We start from the raw sequence: 15,505 nt of genomic DNA on the forward strand, positions 1-15,505 counted from the left end.
CTAGCGATGACCACCTACGAGACGATCCTGGTCGAGCGGGACGACCGCGTCGGCACGATCACGCTCAACCGGCCGAAGGCGCTCAACGCGCTGAACAGCCAGGTGATGGACGAAGTCACTTCCGCGGCTTCAGAATTCGACAGCGATCCGGGCATCGGAGCGATCATCATCACCGGCTCGGAGAAAGCCTTCGCCGCCGGTGCCGACATCAAGGAGATGTCGAGCAAAACGTTCTCCGAGGTGTTCGACGCCGACTTCTTCGCACCCTGGGCCAAGCTCGCCGCGGTGCGCACGCCGACGATCGCCGCGGTGGCCGGATACGCCCTCGGCGGCGGCTGTGAGCTTGCGATGATCTGTGACGTGCTGATCGCCGCCGACACCGCGAAGTTCGGCCAGCCGGAGATCAAGCTGGGTGTGCTGCCCGGCATGGGCGGCTCGCAGCGGTTGACCCGGGCCATCGGCAAAGCCAAGGCGATGGACCTGATCTTGACCGGCCGCAACATCAACGCCGACGAGGCCGAGCGCAGCGGCCTGGTGTCGCGCGTGGTGCCGGCGGCCGATCTGCTCACCGAGGCCAAGGCCGTCGCCACCACGATCTCGCAGATGTCGCGGTCGGCGTCGCGGATGGCCAAGGAAGCGGTGAACCGGGCCTTCGAGTCCACCCTCACCGAAGGCCTGCTCTACGAACGACGGCTGTTCCATTCGGCTTTCGCGACCGATGACCAGTCCGAGGGCATGGCGGCGTTCGTCGAGAAGCGGCCACCGAACTTCACCCACCGCTGAGGACTTTCCGGTGAGCGGGTCGGGGCCGCCGCGCCGTAGCGCCTGGTGGGTCAGGCACTACACCTTCACCGGCACCGCGGTCGGACTGGTGTTCATCTGGTTCTCGATGACGCCGTCGCTGCTGCCGCGCGGACCGCTGTTCCAGAGTCTGGTCAGTGGGATCGCCGGCGCGACCGGATACGCGATCGGGGTTTTCGCGGTGTGGCTGGTCCGCTTCATGCGGTCGCAGGACACCAGCCCTCCCGCGCCGCGGCTGGCCTGGCGCGTCCTGATCGCCGTCGGCGCGGTCGGCATGATCGCGATGGTGGTGTGGTTCCACGTCTGGCAGGACCGGGTGCGCGACCTGATGGGCGTCAAACACCTTGCGCGGATGGACTATCCGCTGACGACGGCGCTGTCGTTGATCGTGCTGTTCGGGATCGTCGAGGCCGGCCAGCTGACCCGCCGGCTGATCCACTTCCTGGATTTGCGGCTGGATCGCTTTGCACCGCCGCGGGTTTCGGCGGTGATCGTGGTGTCGTTGCTGGTCGTGCTGACCATCGCGTTGCTCAACGGCGTCGTGGTGAAGTTCGCGATGCGGACCATGAACAACACTTTCGCCGCCGTCAACGACGAGCTGGATCCCGACACCGCCGCGCCCCGGACACCGCTGCGGTCCGGTGGGCCGCAGTCGCTGGTGTCCTGGGAGTCACTGGGCCATCAGGGCCGCATCTTCATCCGCGGCGGACCCAGCGTCAAGCAGCTCACGACCTTCAACGGCGCGCCCGCGACCGAGCCGATCCGGGCGTACGCGGGGCTGAACTCCGCCGACGGCATCACCGCCACAGCGGAGCTGGCCGCGCGAGAGTTGCAGCGCGCGGGCGGTTTACAACGGGCGGTGATCGCGGTCGGCACCACCACCGGCACGGGTTGGATCAACGAGGCCGAAGCCGACGCGCTGGAGTACATGTACAACGGCGACAGCGCGGTCGTCAGCATGCAGTACTCCTTCCTGCCGAGCTGGCTGTCGTTCCTGGTGGACAAGGAGAACGCCCGGCATGCCGGCCAGGCGCTGTTCGAGGCCGTCGACCGGCTGGTGCGCCGGTTGCCGGAGGCGCAGCGGCCCAAGCTGGTGGTGTTCGGCGAGAGCCTGGGCTCGTTCGGCGGCGAAGCCCCGTTCCTGAGCCTGAACAACGTGCTGGCCCGCACCGACGGCGCACTGTTCTCCGGACCGACGTTCAAGAACACCATCTGGACCGACCTGACCGCGACTCGCGACCGCGGCTCCCCGGAATGGTTGCCGATCTACGACCGCGGCCACAACGTCCGCTTCGTAGCGCGTGCCGCTGACCTGAATCGGCCTGGCCCGCAATGGGATACACCACGAGTAGTCTATCTGCAGCATGCGTCCGACCCGATCGCGTGGTGGCACCCCGGTCTGCTGTTCAGCGAGCCGGACTGGTTGCGCCAACGGCGCGGTTACGACGTCCTTCCCGAGACGACGTGGATCCCGGTAGTGACGTTCCTGCAGATCTCGGCCGATATGGCGGTCGCGCAGGACGTTCCGGACGGGCACGGCCACGACTACGTCGGCGATGTCGCGGACGGGTGGGCGGCGGTATTGCAGCCGCCGGGGTGGTCTCCGGACAAAACCAGCCGGCTGCGTCCGCTGTTGCACGCCAGCGACGGCTAACGCCAGGTGAACGGGCGCTGTGAGTATGCCCCCGGTTTTGCGTTGTCCCTGAGTTTGCCCAGCGGTCGGTGGCACGATCCATGGATAGCGATCCCGCGGAGGGAGTGGGCGATGACTCGGACGTTTGCCAAGATCGTGGTGGCCGGAGCGTTGACCGCCCTGCCTGTCTGCGCGGTGAGCCTGCCCGCTAGCGCGGCGGCCGCGTCGGACGTGGCGCACAGCGTCGCCCCGGCGCCGGCGGATCCGCCGAACGACCCGACTCCGCCTCCACCGCATGGGGAGTACTACAACCCCAACGACGCGAACGACTGGTGGGTCAGCGGCGATTCCGGCGGAGGCGGAGGGGGCGGCTGAACCCGGCCGGGGCTAGGCCGAACCAAGGACGCCGGCGTTAGCCAGCGCGTGGTAGCCGCCGACCACGTCGGTGGCGCGGTGCAGTCCGAGTTCCTGCAGCGCCGCGGCGGCCAGGCTCGAGGTGTAGCCCTCCGAACACAGCACCACCCACTCGACGTCATCGCCGACGGCTTCAGGCAGTCGGGCGTCGCTGGTGGGATCGCAGCGCCACTCCAGCACGTTGCGCTCGATGACGAGCGGCCGGAGACCCTCGGGCAGTTCACCCTCACGCGTGCGCTGGGCCTGCGGCCTGATGTCGACAAGCAGCGCGCCGCGGCGCAGTGCCGCGGGAACTTCGTCGGCGGTCAGGCGACGCAATCCCGCCCGCGCCGACTCAAGCACGTGGTCGATCCGGCTCACGACTTCTCCGGCTGATCGGTCAACTCAGTTCGCTTGCGCCGCAACCGATGTTCGTCGGTCACCTCGTAGTAGGACATCACGGTCAGCGGCGGCGAATAGGCGTGCACACTCAGTGACGGCTCCTGCGGGCCGGACAGCGCCGCCACCGAGGCGCGCGGGCCGGTCGGCGCCCACACCACGTCGTGCACCCAGCCCAGCGGGAAAGCGGCCTGATCACCGGCCTGAAGTCGCCGGCAGCGCAATTGGTCTCCATCCCAACGGAATTCGTCCAGCGAGCCGGACAGCAGCGTGACAGCGCCGAGCGATCCGCCGTGGTCGTGCAGCTCGGTACGGTGCCCCGGCACCCAGCTGATCAGCCAGACGTCGACCTCGTCGTCGCCGTGCAAACGGGCGAACCAGCGGTCGTCGGTGGGCACTCCGCCCGGCGGCACAACGTGGTCATAGCGGCCGCTGAGCACGTCGTCAGCGGTCCGATCGGTGAGGTGCAGGAGGTCGGCCAGGCGCAGCCGGGTCGGCCCGGGAACCGATCGCAGCCGCGATGGCCGAGGCAGGACGGGCGCGGGCGCGACGTGTGCAGAAAGCATGCAGGAAGACTCCAGAGCGAACGGGCGTATTGAGGGGGCGGCGGCTAAGAAGGCCGACAACACTCCCAAAACCGCGTTCGCTGCATCACGGCCGCCAGTCTTGCATAGATTGAGCTGATGCGGCGCCGCCCAACTGTTCCCTTGACGTGGGGCGCGGCCGCACTTCTGGGCGTCGCGTGCGCCGCCGCCGGATGCTCGTCGGGCGGGCCGAAAGCCACTCCGGGCGCCGCGACTCCGTCGAGCGTCGCCGTGCCGGCACCGGTTGCGCCCGGCGCGGTCGCGACCTCTCCCGCGGGTGTCACGACCAAGATCGACGTGCCTGCGCACTCCACCGAAGAGGAGTACTACCAGGCGTGTCATGCGGCGACGGTGTGGATGCAGGGCCACCCCGGCGACCACGGGACGCTCACCGAGCGCTACCTGGCGGCCGTCCAGACACCCGGCGCGGTCGGGCCGGGCACCTGGAACATCGCCTGGGCCGCATTGCCGCTGGCACGACAGGCCGGAGTGATCGTCGCGGCCCGCGCCGCGGCCGAGAACGAATGCGGCTGAGGGGCGCACAGGCCGAGGCCGCAGTTCGGATCACGATTGATAAAACCCGGGCCGGGCAGGCGAAGATGGAGCCATGACCGACCCAGACATCACGGCCGAGCAGGGACCGGGGCTACTGGACGCGCCTCGCCCCACGGTCGCGCTCGCGCTCGGCAGCGGCGGGGCCCGCGGATACGCCCACATCGGGGTGATCCGCGAGCTGCATGATCGCGGCTACCAGATCGTCGGGGTGGCGGGCTCCTCGATGGGCGCGCTCGTCGGCGGGTTGCAGGCGGCGGATCGGTTGGACGAATTCGCCGATTGGGCAAGGTCTTTGACGCAGCGCGCGATCCTGCGGCTGCTCGATCCGACGCTCACCGCGGCCGGCGTGCTGCGGGCCGAGAAGATTCTCGACGCGGTGCGTGACATCCTCGGCGCCGTCAAAATCGAAGAACTGCCGATTCCCTACACCGCGGTGGCAACGGATCTGCTGGCCGGAAAGTCGGTCTGGCTGCAGCGCGGGCCGGTCGACGAGGCGATCCGGGCTTCCATCGCGATTCCGGGAGTCATCTCGCCGTACGTCGTCGGTGGACGGTTGCTGGCCGACGGCGGGATCCTCGATCCGCTGCCGATGGCGCCGATCGCCGCCGTCAACGCCGACCTGACCATCGCGGTCAGCCTGTCGGGCAGCGAGACCGGCGACGAGCCCGAGCCGGAGCCGCGGTCGTCGGGTGAGTGGCTCAACCGTGTGCTGAGCAGCACGTCGGCCCTGTTCGACTCGCCGACGGCGCGATCGGTACTGAGCCGGTTCGGGGCGTCCGGCCCGGACGACGCCGACGAGGCCGACGGGCCGGCCGCGGACTTTTCCGTCGAACCCGAGGTGCCCAAGCTGGGCAGCTTCGAGGTGATGAACCGGACCATCGACATCGCCCAGGCGGCGTTGGCCCGCCACACGCTGGCGGCCTACCCGCCGGATCTATTGATCGAGGTGCCGCGCTCGGCGTGCCGAAGCCTCGAATTCCACCGTGCCGCCGAGGTGATCGACGTCGGACAGGAATTGGCGTCGACGGCGCTGGACACCGTCGACGTGCACCGCCGCGTCACCTGAGCCACGGCGCGCTACCCGACTCCCAGAAAGGCCGCGACCCCTGCGGCTTCCCGCCGTCCCTGCACGCGGCCGGCCTCAGCGCACGCCGGGCGGCAGCGCGGATCCAGCGGATTGGGCCCGAACGCGGCAATCGACTCGTCGTCGGCGAACAGGCCGAGCACCTCGCCGCGGAATTCGACGAGTTCGGACGCCGCCCCGGCTCCGAACGCCGACGGTGCCGACACCCCGGCCGGCACCAAAACCGCTGCTGCGGAAAACTCTTCGACCAGATGTAGGTTGATCGTGCTGCCGATGCCGCCGTCCATGAAGCGCCGATCGCCGATCGTCACCGCGGGCCACGCGCCCGGCACCGCGCAACTGGCGGCAACGGCGTCGACGAGATCCACGCCGGAGTCGCGATCGAACACCACCAACTCACCGGTGTCGATGTCGACAGCGGTGATCCACAGCGCCTGTTCGGGCCAGTCATGGCGGGGCAACCGCTGCGCGATCACCTCGCGTCGGACCGGCTCGGCCACCGTCGTGGCGGCCAGCGCCACCGCGCCGATGCGCTGTCGCCGCTCCATCAGCGTCGCTTCAGGATCCGCAACGACGGCCAGGAAGAGATCGGCGATGTCCTCGATTTCGACGCCGGGATCGATTTCGGGCGATGCTTCACCGATCTGCCGCTCGAACAGTTCCAGCAGATCCACGCCACTGCTGATCTGCGCGACGACCGCCGAGCCGGCCGAAGTGCCCAGCAGCACAGCCGAATCCAGCAGTGCCCGCGCGGCGGCGGGCTGTTCGTCGGCGATGCCGAGCAGAATCCCGGTCTCCCAAGCGATTCCGGCGACGCCACCGCCGCCCAGGACCAGCGCTTGACTCGTCATCGAGCCGCCGGGTGCAGTGACGCCCGGGCTGCGGGGCTCAGCTCCTCGATGCGCAGCAAGTGTCGCGGCGGATCCGGCAGCACCAGGTCCCGCGTGACCTGCAGCGCGGAATCGACGTGCACCAGCTCACCCGGCTCGAGCAGGCGCCAGCGCTCGGCATCGTCCATCGGCTCGGTGGCGAACACCACCGACGGCTGCTGGTGCAGAGTATGCGAGTCGGCGCGAATCCGGTTGGTGCGCAGATGGAACCGATGCTGCGCAGCCGACTTGCGGCGATCCGAGACGTAGAGCTCGTGCGACTCCGGGTAGCGCAACGCCCACAGATCGGTGGCGGTGCTGAGCAGGATGTTGACCGCATAGATCGGCACGTTGTCGGCCAGCCAGCGCATCGCGTCGACCAGGCCGGTCCCCACATCGCCGTCGCGCGCCCGGATCGATGCGGTGATCAACGCGAACACCCGCTCGGAGTCGGTCTGCCCCTTCACCACATCGGCGGCGCCCACTTCACGCAGCCGCGCGTCGAGAACGTCGAGACCCTGCAGGATGCCGTTGTGCGCGAAGATGCGGCCGTCTTGCAGGAACGGGTGGGTGTTGACCGCGTCGTGTGAGCCGGTGGTGGCGTAGCGGACGTGGGCGATGAAGGTGGTTCCGGTCAGATCGTGTGCTTCAGTTGCGAATTCGGCATCCTGCCACGCCGCGATGGGCTGCTTGTACACCTGCGGACGGCCCTGGCCGTCGAAGACCCCGAGCCCACTGCCGTCCGGGTTACGCCTGCTCTGCTCGGCGAGATTGTCCGGCGCGTCCAGTAACCAGAAGGTCGCGGTCACAACGTTGGTCCCGGCGTGGAGCCCGAAGAGTCGGCACATCGGTGAGCAGGTTACCGTGCCAGCCCGGGGGCCGCGCGGCCGGTGATCAAGGGCAGGTCGAAGAACGTCTGGATACCGGGGGCGGCAGCGCAGGTCGCCGGGACGGCGTTGACGCAGTGCGCCGCCGTCGCGACCACTCCGGGATTGCTCTTCAGCCCCGCGGCCACGCTCTCCGGCTGCCACCCTTTGATCGTGACAAAGGTGTCCGGGTGTCCACGGACCTCGATCTCGTAGCGCTCACCACCCGGCCCGAAAGACCAGGGCGGATCCAGGTTCTCCTCCCCCATCAACCAGTTGACCGTGATCCGTACGACGGCGGTGTCGCCGACCAGCGCCTCCCAATGGAATCGGCGGCCCGCCACCTGACCCTCTTCGATCACTCCGATCGGCGAGTCGATCGGCCCGGTCGCCACCGCCACCTCCTGCGAGGTCCGGATCTGCGGATCGGCGTCGAAGCCGATCTTGTCCACACACAACCGAACCGACTGGAAGAATCCACCATCGAGGATTTTCTGCATCGGCCCGGTCAGTGCCTTGTCCGGTTCGCCACCGAAACCCATCACGTAGCGCAGCACGTCCGGCGCACCGTAGGTCCGAAGGTCGGAATACTCCTCGGCGCGAACAAAATTCACGCCGGTCGACATCACCGACAGTAGGAGCGGAAACAGCTCGGTCGCCGCGCCCGGGCCGATACCGGCGCCGTGCAGGGTGACGTTGCCGGCTTTGGCGGCTTCCTCCAGCGGAGCGGCTTCCTTGTCGCCCGGGTAGAACCAGCCGACGGGTGTGATCACGTTCTTGCCGGAGCGCAGCAACGCCGCGACCTCGTCGGCGTTGGGCAGCAGCGGGGCGTAGATCACCGCGTCGGCATCCAGCGCGAGAATCTCCTCGGCGTCGTTGGTCGCGGTCACCCCGAGCGGCGACCAGTCGACGATCTCACCGACATCCTTGCCGCTCTTGGCTTCCGAGTGAACCCAGCATCCGGCGAGCTCCAGGTCGGGGTGTTCGAGAATGCCCCTGATCGCGGCCACGCCCACCGACCCCGTTGCCCATTGCACGACCCGCAGGCTCATGACTGCCCTCTCAATCTCGCGCTTCGCTGACCTCGTAGACGTCGTCGGCGTAGCGAGATCGGATCGTCTTCTTGTCGTACTTGCCGACGCTGGTGCGGGGAATCTCGTCGACGAACGTCCACCGCTCCGGCAGCCACCAACGGGCAACCTTGTCGGACAGAAACTTTCGTAGATCGTCGGCGCTCACGCCCGCGCCCTCATCGACGACGACCACCGCCAGTGGCCGCTCCTGCCAACGCTCGTCGGGAACCGCCACCACGGCCGCCTCGACCACGTCGGGATGCGCGATCAACGCATTCTCCAGGTCGACCGACGAAATCCATTCCCCACCAGACTTGATCACGTCTTTGGCGCGGTCGGTCAAGGTGATGAAGCTGTGTTCGTCGAGGCGTCCGACATCGCCGGTGCGCAACCAGCCATTGTCGAACTTGGAGTCGTCGTGGCCCTTGTAGTACGACGTGGTGATCCACGGGCCACGGACCTCCACCTCGCCCACGGCCTCGTTGTCGTTGGGCAGCACCCGGCCGTCGTCGTCGACGATCCGGGCCTCCACACCGCACAGCGGCTGGCCCTGGGTCGCCCGGAACGTCCAGTGCTGCTCCTCGGGTGTGCCCGGTGGCGGCCAGGCCATGGTGGCCGTCGGCGACGTCTCGGTCATGCCCCAGAGCTGGCGGATCTGAACACCGTGGCGCTCCTCGAAGGCACGCATCATCGACACCGGCACCGCTGAGCCGCCGCTGGGCACGATGCGCAGCGAGGACACGTCGCGGTCGGGGTTCTTCTCCAGGTAGTGCATGACGTCGTTCCAGATGGTCGGCACCGCACCGGCGATCGTGGGGCGCAGTGTCTCGATCATGTCGACCAGCGACTTGGCGTCCAGGTGCCGATCGGGCAGCACCAGGTCGGCGCCGGCCATCAGCGCGCCGTAGGGCAGGCCCCAGGCGTTGGCGTGGAACATCGGCACGATGGGCAACACCGAGTCGCTGGAACCGACACCGATGCCGTTGCTGGTACAGATCGCCATCGTGTGCAGGTAACTCGAGCGGTGGCTGTAAACGACCCCTTTCGGGTTGCCGGTCGTCCCGCTGGTGTAACACATTGCGGCCGCAGAGTTTTCGTCGACCTCCGGCCAATCGAACTCGGTCGGTTCGTTGTCGACGACGTCGGCATAGCGCAGCACGGTCTTGCCCGATCCTTCAAGCGCGGAGATGTCGCCGTCGCCCACCGCGATCACGGTGTGAACGGTTTCGAGCTCGCCGAGGATCGGCGCCAGCAGGTTGACCAGCGACACATCGATCAGCACCACCCGGTCTTCGGCCTCATTGGCGACGAAGACGATCTGCTCGGGGAACAACCGGATGTTCAGCGTGTGCAGCACCGCCCCCATCGACGGCACCGCCGTGTAGGCCGTCAGGTGCTCGGCGTTGTTCCACATGAAGGTGGCAACCCGCTCGTCGCCACCGACACCCAACTGCCGCAACGCATTCGCCAGCTGAGCGGCCCGTTCACCGAGCTCGGCATAGCTGCACTCCCGGTAGCCGTCACCGGTCGCGGTGAATACCTTGCGGGCTCCGTGAACGCGAATGGCGTGTCGCAGGATTGAGGTGATCGTCAGGGGAAAGTTGTGCATGGTGCTGAGCATCGATCGACCGCCTCAGGTTGCGCCGCTTGGCTACCTAACCGGGCCGGCCCGCCACCACCAACCCTCGTGGCCGATCATTGCACGCCGGGTCAACCGCCATGCGGCGATGCGGCGGCTACGCCAGGGTCGGCTCGAGCATCAGCAGGTCGGTGAAAGCCCACCCGGACGGCGCGGCCGACTCGTCGTCCGACGTCAGCGCACCGGCCGCGGTCGCGGTGATGGTCAACTCGGTGACCGTGCCGGCGTAGTCGGCGACGTACAGCCGCAGGCCGTCCGGGCTCTCGACCACACATGACGGCTGGTCGCCGACGGTGATGCTGCCGAGCACGTCCTGAGTCACGGTGGACCACACGGTCACATGTCGATCGCCGACCAGGTAGGCCCGCTCGCCCTGACGGCTGACTTTGAGCTGTGCGAGTGCGCCTGCGGCGTCGCCGATCTTGTACGTCGCGTTGATCGCCGAGTTGCGTGGGTCCCTGACGTCCACGACGTCCAGCACGGTACCGAAGTCGGGACCGCAACTGCCCACGTAGGCGACCGCACCGTTCGGGCTGAGCGCGATATCCCGGATGGGCGAACCGATTTCGACGGTGCCGACCACGCGGTGGCGGTCGGTGTCGATCACCACGAGCTGCGCGGTGGCCGCACTGTTGGCCGCGACGTAGAGACGCCGGCCGTCCGGGCTGACCCGCACGCAGTCGACGGTGGCGGCTGCGATGGCAAGGAATTGCTGGGTGCCGGCCGCGGTGTCGAGGATGGCGACGCCGACACCGTCGGCACCGGTCCGCCCGGCATAGACGTAGCGTCCGTTCGGGCTCACCGCCAAGTCGGTCACGCCGAACGCCACCGGATGGGTCGCGACGATCCGCTCGTAGTATGTGTCGAACACCAGGATCTCGTCCTGCGCGGTGGACACGCTGCTCACGTAGGCACGGTGGCCGAACATGGCAACGGCGGTCGGCTCGTCGACGTCGGTCACCGTCAGCGCCGCGACGCCATCGGCGGTGTGGACCAGCGAGACGCTGTCGTCGCCGTAGTGGGTGACCGTCAGCCGCGCACCGTCGGAGCTGACGGCGATACCGCTGACCGCTCCGCGACCGGCGTTGATTGCGCCGATCGCCGAGAATCCTTTGGCCTCGTTCAACTCGGGAGCTACATCGCTCACAGTGCTACCAGCCTTACTTGTTGGTCCGCTGGACGGACGTTTGGCGTCTGAGCGGGAAACGCATATCGCGTCTCGATGTTTCCGCGGGCAGCGCTCTCAGATCCCTGCTCGTCAGCGCCTCAGGCGCAGGTTCCGCCGAGTCTAACGGCTGCAATTGCCCAGGGATCGCGTGAATTCATCGATTGTCGCCCGGGTCACTCGGTTAACTCAGGGCGTCCTTAAGCAATACATACGAACTGGTGCATCTGGCCTCAGAGAGCAAACACAGCAACCCATTTCGCCAGGCAGTTCCTGCTCTGCGCGAAGCTGAAACGAATCTTGGACGACAGCGACGATCGACGGCAGTTTTCTTATTGTTTCTTGCAAAAGAGTCCGATATCACAAGTGTTCGACACGCCCGCAGATCGTCGCGTTGCCCGCACGCCGGGGGTGACCCATAATCCCGAGGTGGGCGACGCACGCGACGACGTGGTCAGCCGCCAGTACGAGCGGTGGCGTTATCCGCCCCCCATCGCCGACCTCGCCGCCTGGACCACCACCGACTGGGAGTGGTTCGACCCTGCGCACGCCCATCGGGTGCTGTGGCCCGACCGCGACTACCGTCCCGACCTCGACATCCTGATCGGCGGGTGCGGCACCAATCAGGCAGCGGTATTCGCATTCAACAACCCGGGCGCAAACGTCGTGGCGGTCGACATCAGCCAGCCGTCGCTGGATCACCAGCAGTACCTGAAGGACCGGCACGGGCTGCACAATCTGCGACTGCATCTGCTTCCGATCGAAGAAGTCTCGACGCTCGGACGCCAGTTCGACCTAGTGGTGTCGACCGGCGTCCTGCATCACATGGCCGATCCGCTGGCCGGTCTGAAGGCGCTTGCCGGATGCCTGCGGCCCGATGGGGTGATGGCCTTGATGCTCTACGCCAAGTACGGACGCATCGGAGTCGAGTTCCTCGAATCGGTTTTTCGCGATTTAGATCTGCGCCAAGATGAAATATCTGTCCAGCTGGTCAAGGACACTCTGGCGACCTTGCCTGCAGACCACCCGATTCAGAGCTACCTCAAGATTGCGCACGATCTGCGCGACGATGCCGCTCTGGTGGACACCTTTTTGCACGGTCGCGCGCGCAGCTATACCGTCGACGACTGCCTCGATCTGGTGGATTCGGCCGGTTTAGTGTTTCAGGGGTGGTTCCAAAAGACGCCGTATTATCCGCACGACCTTTTCGCACCAACGAACAGCTTTTTGCCGGCGGTTAATGCATTGCCAGAGAACAAAATCTGGTCGGTGATGGAACGAGTGCAAACGTTGAACGGCTGCCACTTCTTCATGGCGTGCCGGCCCGAGCGGCCGAAAGCCAGCTACAGCATTGACTTCTCCGCGCCTGGGGGCTTGGACTACGCACCTGTGATGCGGATGAGATGCCGCGTTGAAGGCGACGAAGCACTGTGGCCGGCCGGACGCGTGCGTCTCAACCCGGCCCAACTGGCGTTCACCCGAAATGTCGACGGTCGCCGCACAATCCGGGCCATCGCAGCGGAAGTGGCTCGGCATGAGGTCCCAAACCAGGTTAGTACCGCAGATTTGGAACGGTTCGGCCGCAACCTGTTTCAGTCGCTGTGGCGTTTGGACTTCGTCGCGGTGGCTTTGAATGGGTAACAAAGGCCGCTCGTTGTGACCGGGACCACACTCTGAGCCGCGACGGACTATTCGGTGCCCCCAGTCGGACTCGAACCGACACTGGGCGGATTTTAAGTCCGCTGCCTCTGCCAATTGGGCTATGGGGGCCCAGCGACGAATCTAGCGTGTTAACGCCAGATTCCATCGCGCACCCGTTATCGCAGGATGGTGAACGAGAAGTGTTAAAAGTTTGGCCGTGCTTGTTAAGAAGCCATTAACCCGCTGGGCAAGGCGACCGCGGCTCGGCCAAGGTTAACCGCATGGACGCCAGCGACGCCCGGCCGACACCTTTGTATTAATCACCGTGGCCGACTGCCGTACGGAGTCGGTTTTAACCAGGAGACTTAGATGGCCTTCGTCAACACGCAGCCCGCGGCGATCGCGGCAGCCGCGCAACAGCTTGAGGGGATCGGTAACTCGTTTGCCGCGGAAAGTAGCGGCGCAGCGACCTCGACCACCGATCTGATTCCTGCCGCCTCTGACGAGGTGTCAACTTTGCAGGCAGGGGTGTTCTCGACCTACGGGAAGCTCTACCAAACGGTCAGCGCCCAGGCTCAGGCTATCCACCAGCAGTTTGTGAACCTGATGAACCAAAGCTCCGGCTCTTACTTAGAGACCGAAGCCGCCAATCAGGCCGGCGCCGCTGCCAGCTCCTTGGCCAGCGCTGGGTCGTCCGCCGCGAGCACCGCGGCCACCGACCCGGTGGAGAGCCTGGCCGGCTGGATCAACGGCGTGACCACTACTTTGAGCAGCTCGCCCCTGAACAGCAACCTGGCCAACCTCGGCAACATTCAGGTTGGTAACTATGCGTCCGCCGCTTCGGACCTGTTCGGAATGTTCGGCGGCGGTCTGCTCACCGCGTTGTCCGGCCCCGCCACCGCGGGCGCCGACATCGGTGGCCTGGGCACCGCCTTGGCCGGTAACGTCGTACCCGCGCCTGGCATAGGCGGCGGCGCGGTGGGCGGCGCGCCGATACTGGCGTCGGCCGGCGGAGGATCTTCCATCGGCGCCCTCTCGGTACCGCCGAGCTGGGCCGGCGGAGCCGGCATCTCATTGACCGGCGCGCCCGCCACATTGGCGTCGCAGAGCTTCACCGCCGGCGCGCCAACCACTGGTGGCATGACGAACGGGATCGCCGGGATGCCTGCGGTCGCCAACGGCGGCCGTGGCGGCTCGAGCTTTGGCGCTCCACGCTATGGCGTCAAGCCAAAGGTCATGCCCGCGTTGCCTAAGCCGACACTCACCTGAGAACCACCACACACCAACCGCAATCGGTTAACGAGAAGACGGGATTGAAGAGAAATGGTTCTTGATTTCGCAGCACGACCGCCGGAGATCAACTCCGCACTGATGTATGCCGGCGCGGGAGCAGGGCCAATGATCGCTGCCGCCTCGACGTTGAGCAGCCTGGGCGCAGAATTGGCCACGAACGCTTCGGCCTACGACTCGGTGATCTCTCAGCTCGGCTCCGAGTGGCAGGGCCCATCCTCGGCGGCCATGGCCACCGCCGCCCAGCCTTACATCGAGTGGCTGGACACCACCTCTGCGCAACTGCAGCAGGCCGCCATCCAGGCCACCTCGTCGGCAGCGGCATATGAGGCGGCGTTCTCGGCGGTGATTCCACCTCCGGTGATCGCCGCCAATAGGGCCCAGCTCGCAGTGCTGGTCGCGACAAACGTTTTAGGCCAGAACACGCCAGCAATCGCGGTTAACGAGGCCATGTACGCCGAGTTTTGGGCGCAGGACGCGGCCGCGATGTTCGGGTATGCCGGCGCCTCCGCAGCCGCCGCGCAACTGTCGCCGCTGACTCCGCCGGCCGAAAACACAAACCCCGGTGGAGCGGAAGCACAAGGTGCCGCGGTCAGCAGCGCGGTCAATAGTGACGCCACGTCGTCAGGACTCAACGGTTTACTCGGCAATCTGCAAAACTCGCTGTCTTCAATCGCCAACCCGGCGGCCAGCGCAGCGGCCGCCAGCCCGATCACGGACCTCTACGACTCTATCCAGGGCTTGTTCGGCGTCCCGATGGTGGCAAACTCCATCAACACCGCCAATGTTACAGCGTCGTGGATGATGATGAATGCCATCGGCAACGTCGCACTCATTAACCACTTCATAGGCAACGCTCCCTTCGGTGTCACGATCGGCGATGTCACACCGCTGGGTGCGGGGTTGGGCTTCGGCACGACGCTGGCAGGTTCGTCGTCCGGACTGGGCGGCGCAACGCTGGCCGGAATGGGCTCTGCGGGCTCCGTCGGCGGGATGTCGGTGCCTACGAGCTGGGCCGCCAATGCGCCCGTCACCCTCGCCGCCAACGAGAGTGTGCTGTCCGGCAGCGGCTGGACCGCAGCCGCCGACGCGAGCGCGACCGGTACCGGTGGAGCGCCGGGCATCATGCCCGGCATGGCATCCGCGGGCAAGGGCGGAATGGGCCTGAGCGGGCCGCGCTACGGCGTCAAGCCCAAGGTCATGCCGAAGGTGCTCATCTAAGAATCAGCAGGACAGCGACGCCGCCGCCCTGTACCAGATATTCCGGATCAATAAGGAGAAAATCATGCCCACACGCTTTATGACCGACCCGCACGAGATGCGGGCCATGGCAGGCCGTTTCGACGTCCACGCCCAGACCGTCGAGGACGAGGCCCGCAAGATGTGGGCGTCGAGCCAGAACATCGCCGGGGCCAGCTGGAGCGGTATGGCTCAGGCCACCTCCTACGACACCATGGGCCAGATGAACACGGCCTTCCGCAACATCGTCAACATGCTGCACAGCGTGCGTGAC

At 66.7% G+C, this 15,505-nt stretch carries 16 protein-coding genes and 1 tRNA gene; 9 read left to right on the top strand and 8 right to left on the bottom strand.

What is annotated here, in order from left to right; translation table 11 throughout:
- Nucleotides 1–6: 6 nt before the first annotated feature.
- The 3 genes from CYU59_RS00690 (at nucleotide 7) to CYU59_RS00700 (ending at nucleotide 2,809) form a co-directional block, all read left to right on the top strand.
- The gene (locus CYU59_RS00690; RefSeq protein WP_292974794.1) at nucleotides 7–783 is read left to right on the top strand and encodes an enoyl-CoA hydratase; all 777 of its coding nucleotides are present in this window, start codon (nucleotides 7–9) and stop codon (nucleotides 781–783) included.
- Complete coding sequence (locus CYU59_RS00695) at nucleotides 719–2,455, top strand: alpha/beta-hydrolase family protein (protein WP_292974795.1); 1,737 nt, start codon at nucleotides 719–721, stop codon at nucleotides 2,453–2,455. The genes CYU59_RS00690 and CYU59_RS00695 overlap by 65 nt, the downstream gene beginning before the upstream one ends.
- 111 nt (nucleotides 2,456–2,566) lie before the next feature.
- Nucleotides 2,567–2,809 carry a hypothetical protein gene (locus CYU59_RS00700; protein ID WP_292974796.1) on the top strand — a complete coding sequence of 81 codons (243 nt, stop codon included), beginning with the start codon at nucleotides 2,567–2,569 and terminating at the stop codon, nucleotides 2,807–2,809.
- A gap of 12 nt (nucleotides 2,810–2,821) precedes the next feature.
- On the opposite strand, the gene CYU59_RS00705 is transcribed toward CYU59_RS00700, so the two are convergent.
- Both CYU59_RS00705 and CYU59_RS00710 read right to left on the bottom strand, forming a co-directional pair.
- On the bottom strand, nucleotides 2,822–3,208 hold the full coding sequence (locus CYU59_RS00705) for a rhodanese-like domain-containing protein (protein ID WP_292974797.1): 387 nt from the start codon (nucleotides 3,206–3,208) through the stop codon (nucleotides 2,822–2,824).
- A complete protein-coding gene (locus CYU59_RS00710) occupies nucleotides 3,205–3,792 on the bottom strand; it encodes a cysteine dioxygenase family protein (protein WP_292974798.1) in 588 nt (195 codons plus the stop codon). Before CYU59_RS00710 ends, CYU59_RS00705 begins: the two co-directional genes overlap by 4 nt.
- Nucleotides 3,793–3,909: 117 nt before the next feature.
- Here CYU59_RS00710 and lpqV point away from each other — a divergent pair, with 117 nt between their 5' ends.
- Both lpqV and CYU59_RS00720 read left to right on the top strand, forming a co-directional pair.
- Nucleotides 3,910–4,344 (top strand): lipoprotein LpqV, encoded by a 435-nt coding sequence (gene lpqV, locus CYU59_RS00715; RefSeq protein ID WP_292974799.1) that lies wholly within the window; start codon nucleotides 3,910–3,912, stop codon nucleotides 4,342–4,344.
- 73 nt (nucleotides 4,345–4,417) lie between these two features.
- Nucleotides 4,418–5,431 (top strand): patatin-like phospholipase family protein, encoded by a 1,014-nt coding sequence (locus CYU59_RS00720; protein WP_292974800.1) that lies wholly within the window; start codon nucleotides 4,418–4,420, stop codon nucleotides 5,429–5,431.
- 11 nt (nucleotides 5,432–5,442) lie between these two features.
- On the opposite strand, the gene CYU59_RS00725 is transcribed toward CYU59_RS00720, so the two are convergent.
- From CYU59_RS00725 to CYU59_RS00745, 5 genes are all read right to left on the bottom strand, one after another.
- Nucleotides 5,443–6,300, bottom strand: coding sequence for a patatin-like phospholipase family protein (locus tag CYU59_RS00725; RefSeq protein WP_292974801.1), 858 nt, complete (start codon nucleotides 6,298–6,300; stop codon nucleotides 5,443–5,445).
- Nucleotides 6,297–7,166, bottom strand: coding sequence for a class II glutamine amidotransferase (locus tag CYU59_RS00730; protein WP_292974802.1), 870 nt, complete (start codon nucleotides 7,164–7,166; stop codon nucleotides 6,297–6,299). Before CYU59_RS00730 ends, CYU59_RS00725 begins: the two co-directional genes overlap by 4 nt.
- Before the next feature lie 11 nt (nucleotides 7,167–7,177).
- Nucleotides 7,178–8,236 carry a dihydrodipicolinate reductase gene (locus tag CYU59_RS00735; RefSeq protein WP_292974803.1) on the bottom strand — a complete coding sequence of 353 codons (1,059 nt, stop codon included), beginning with the start codon at nucleotides 8,234–8,236 and terminating at the stop codon, nucleotides 7,178–7,180.
- A gap of 10 nt (nucleotides 8,237–8,246) precedes the next feature.
- Complete coding sequence (locus CYU59_RS00740; protein WP_292974804.1) at nucleotides 8,247–9,878, bottom strand: long-chain fatty acid--CoA ligase; 1,632 nt, start codon at nucleotides 9,876–9,878, stop codon at nucleotides 8,247–8,249.
- A gap of 115 nt (nucleotides 9,879–9,993) precedes the next feature.
- On the bottom strand, nucleotides 9,994–11,043 hold the full coding sequence (locus CYU59_RS00745) for a YncE family protein (protein ID WP_292974805.1): 1,050 nt from the start codon (nucleotides 11,041–11,043) through the stop codon (nucleotides 9,994–9,996).
- 447 nt (nucleotides 11,044–11,490) lie between these two features.
- Here CYU59_RS00745 and CYU59_RS00750 point away from each other — a divergent pair, with 447 nt between their 5' ends.
- Nucleotides 11,491–12,702 carry a class I SAM-dependent methyltransferase gene (locus CYU59_RS00750; RefSeq protein WP_292974817.1) on the top strand — a complete coding sequence of 404 codons (1,212 nt, stop codon included), beginning with the start codon at nucleotides 11,491–11,493 and terminating at the stop codon, nucleotides 12,700–12,702.
- Between the two features lie 55 nt (nucleotides 12,703–12,757).
- On the opposite strand, the gene CYU59_RS00755 is transcribed toward CYU59_RS00750, so the two are convergent.
- Nucleotides 12,758–12,831 (bottom strand) — tRNA-Leu (locus tag CYU59_RS00755).
- A 240-nt stretch (nucleotides 12,832–13,071) separates the two neighbouring features.
- On the opposite strand from CYU59_RS00755, the gene CYU59_RS00760 reads away from it, so the two are divergent.
- The 3 genes from CYU59_RS00760 to CYU59_RS00770 form a co-directional block, all read left to right on the top strand.
- Nucleotides 13,072–13,971, top strand: coding sequence for a PE domain-containing protein (locus CYU59_RS00760; protein WP_292974806.1), 900 nt, complete (start codon nucleotides 13,072–13,074; stop codon nucleotides 13,969–13,971).
- 54 nt (nucleotides 13,972–14,025) lie between these two features.
- A complete protein-coding gene (locus CYU59_RS00765) occupies nucleotides 14,026–15,213 on the top strand; it encodes a PPE family protein (RefSeq protein WP_292974807.1) in 1,188 nt (395 codons plus the stop codon).
- A gap of 64 nt (nucleotides 15,214–15,277) precedes the next feature.
- A partial coding sequence (locus CYU59_RS00770; protein ID WP_292974808.1) for a WXG100 family type VII secretion target occupies nucleotides 15,278–15,505 on the top strand: 228 nt, incomplete at its 3' end.

Origin of the sequence: Mycobacterium sp. (assembly GCF_002863225.1) — a bacterium.
In the GTDB taxonomy this organism is placed as follows: Bacteria; Actinomycetota; Actinomycetes; order Mycobacteriales; family Mycobacteriaceae; genus Mycobacterium.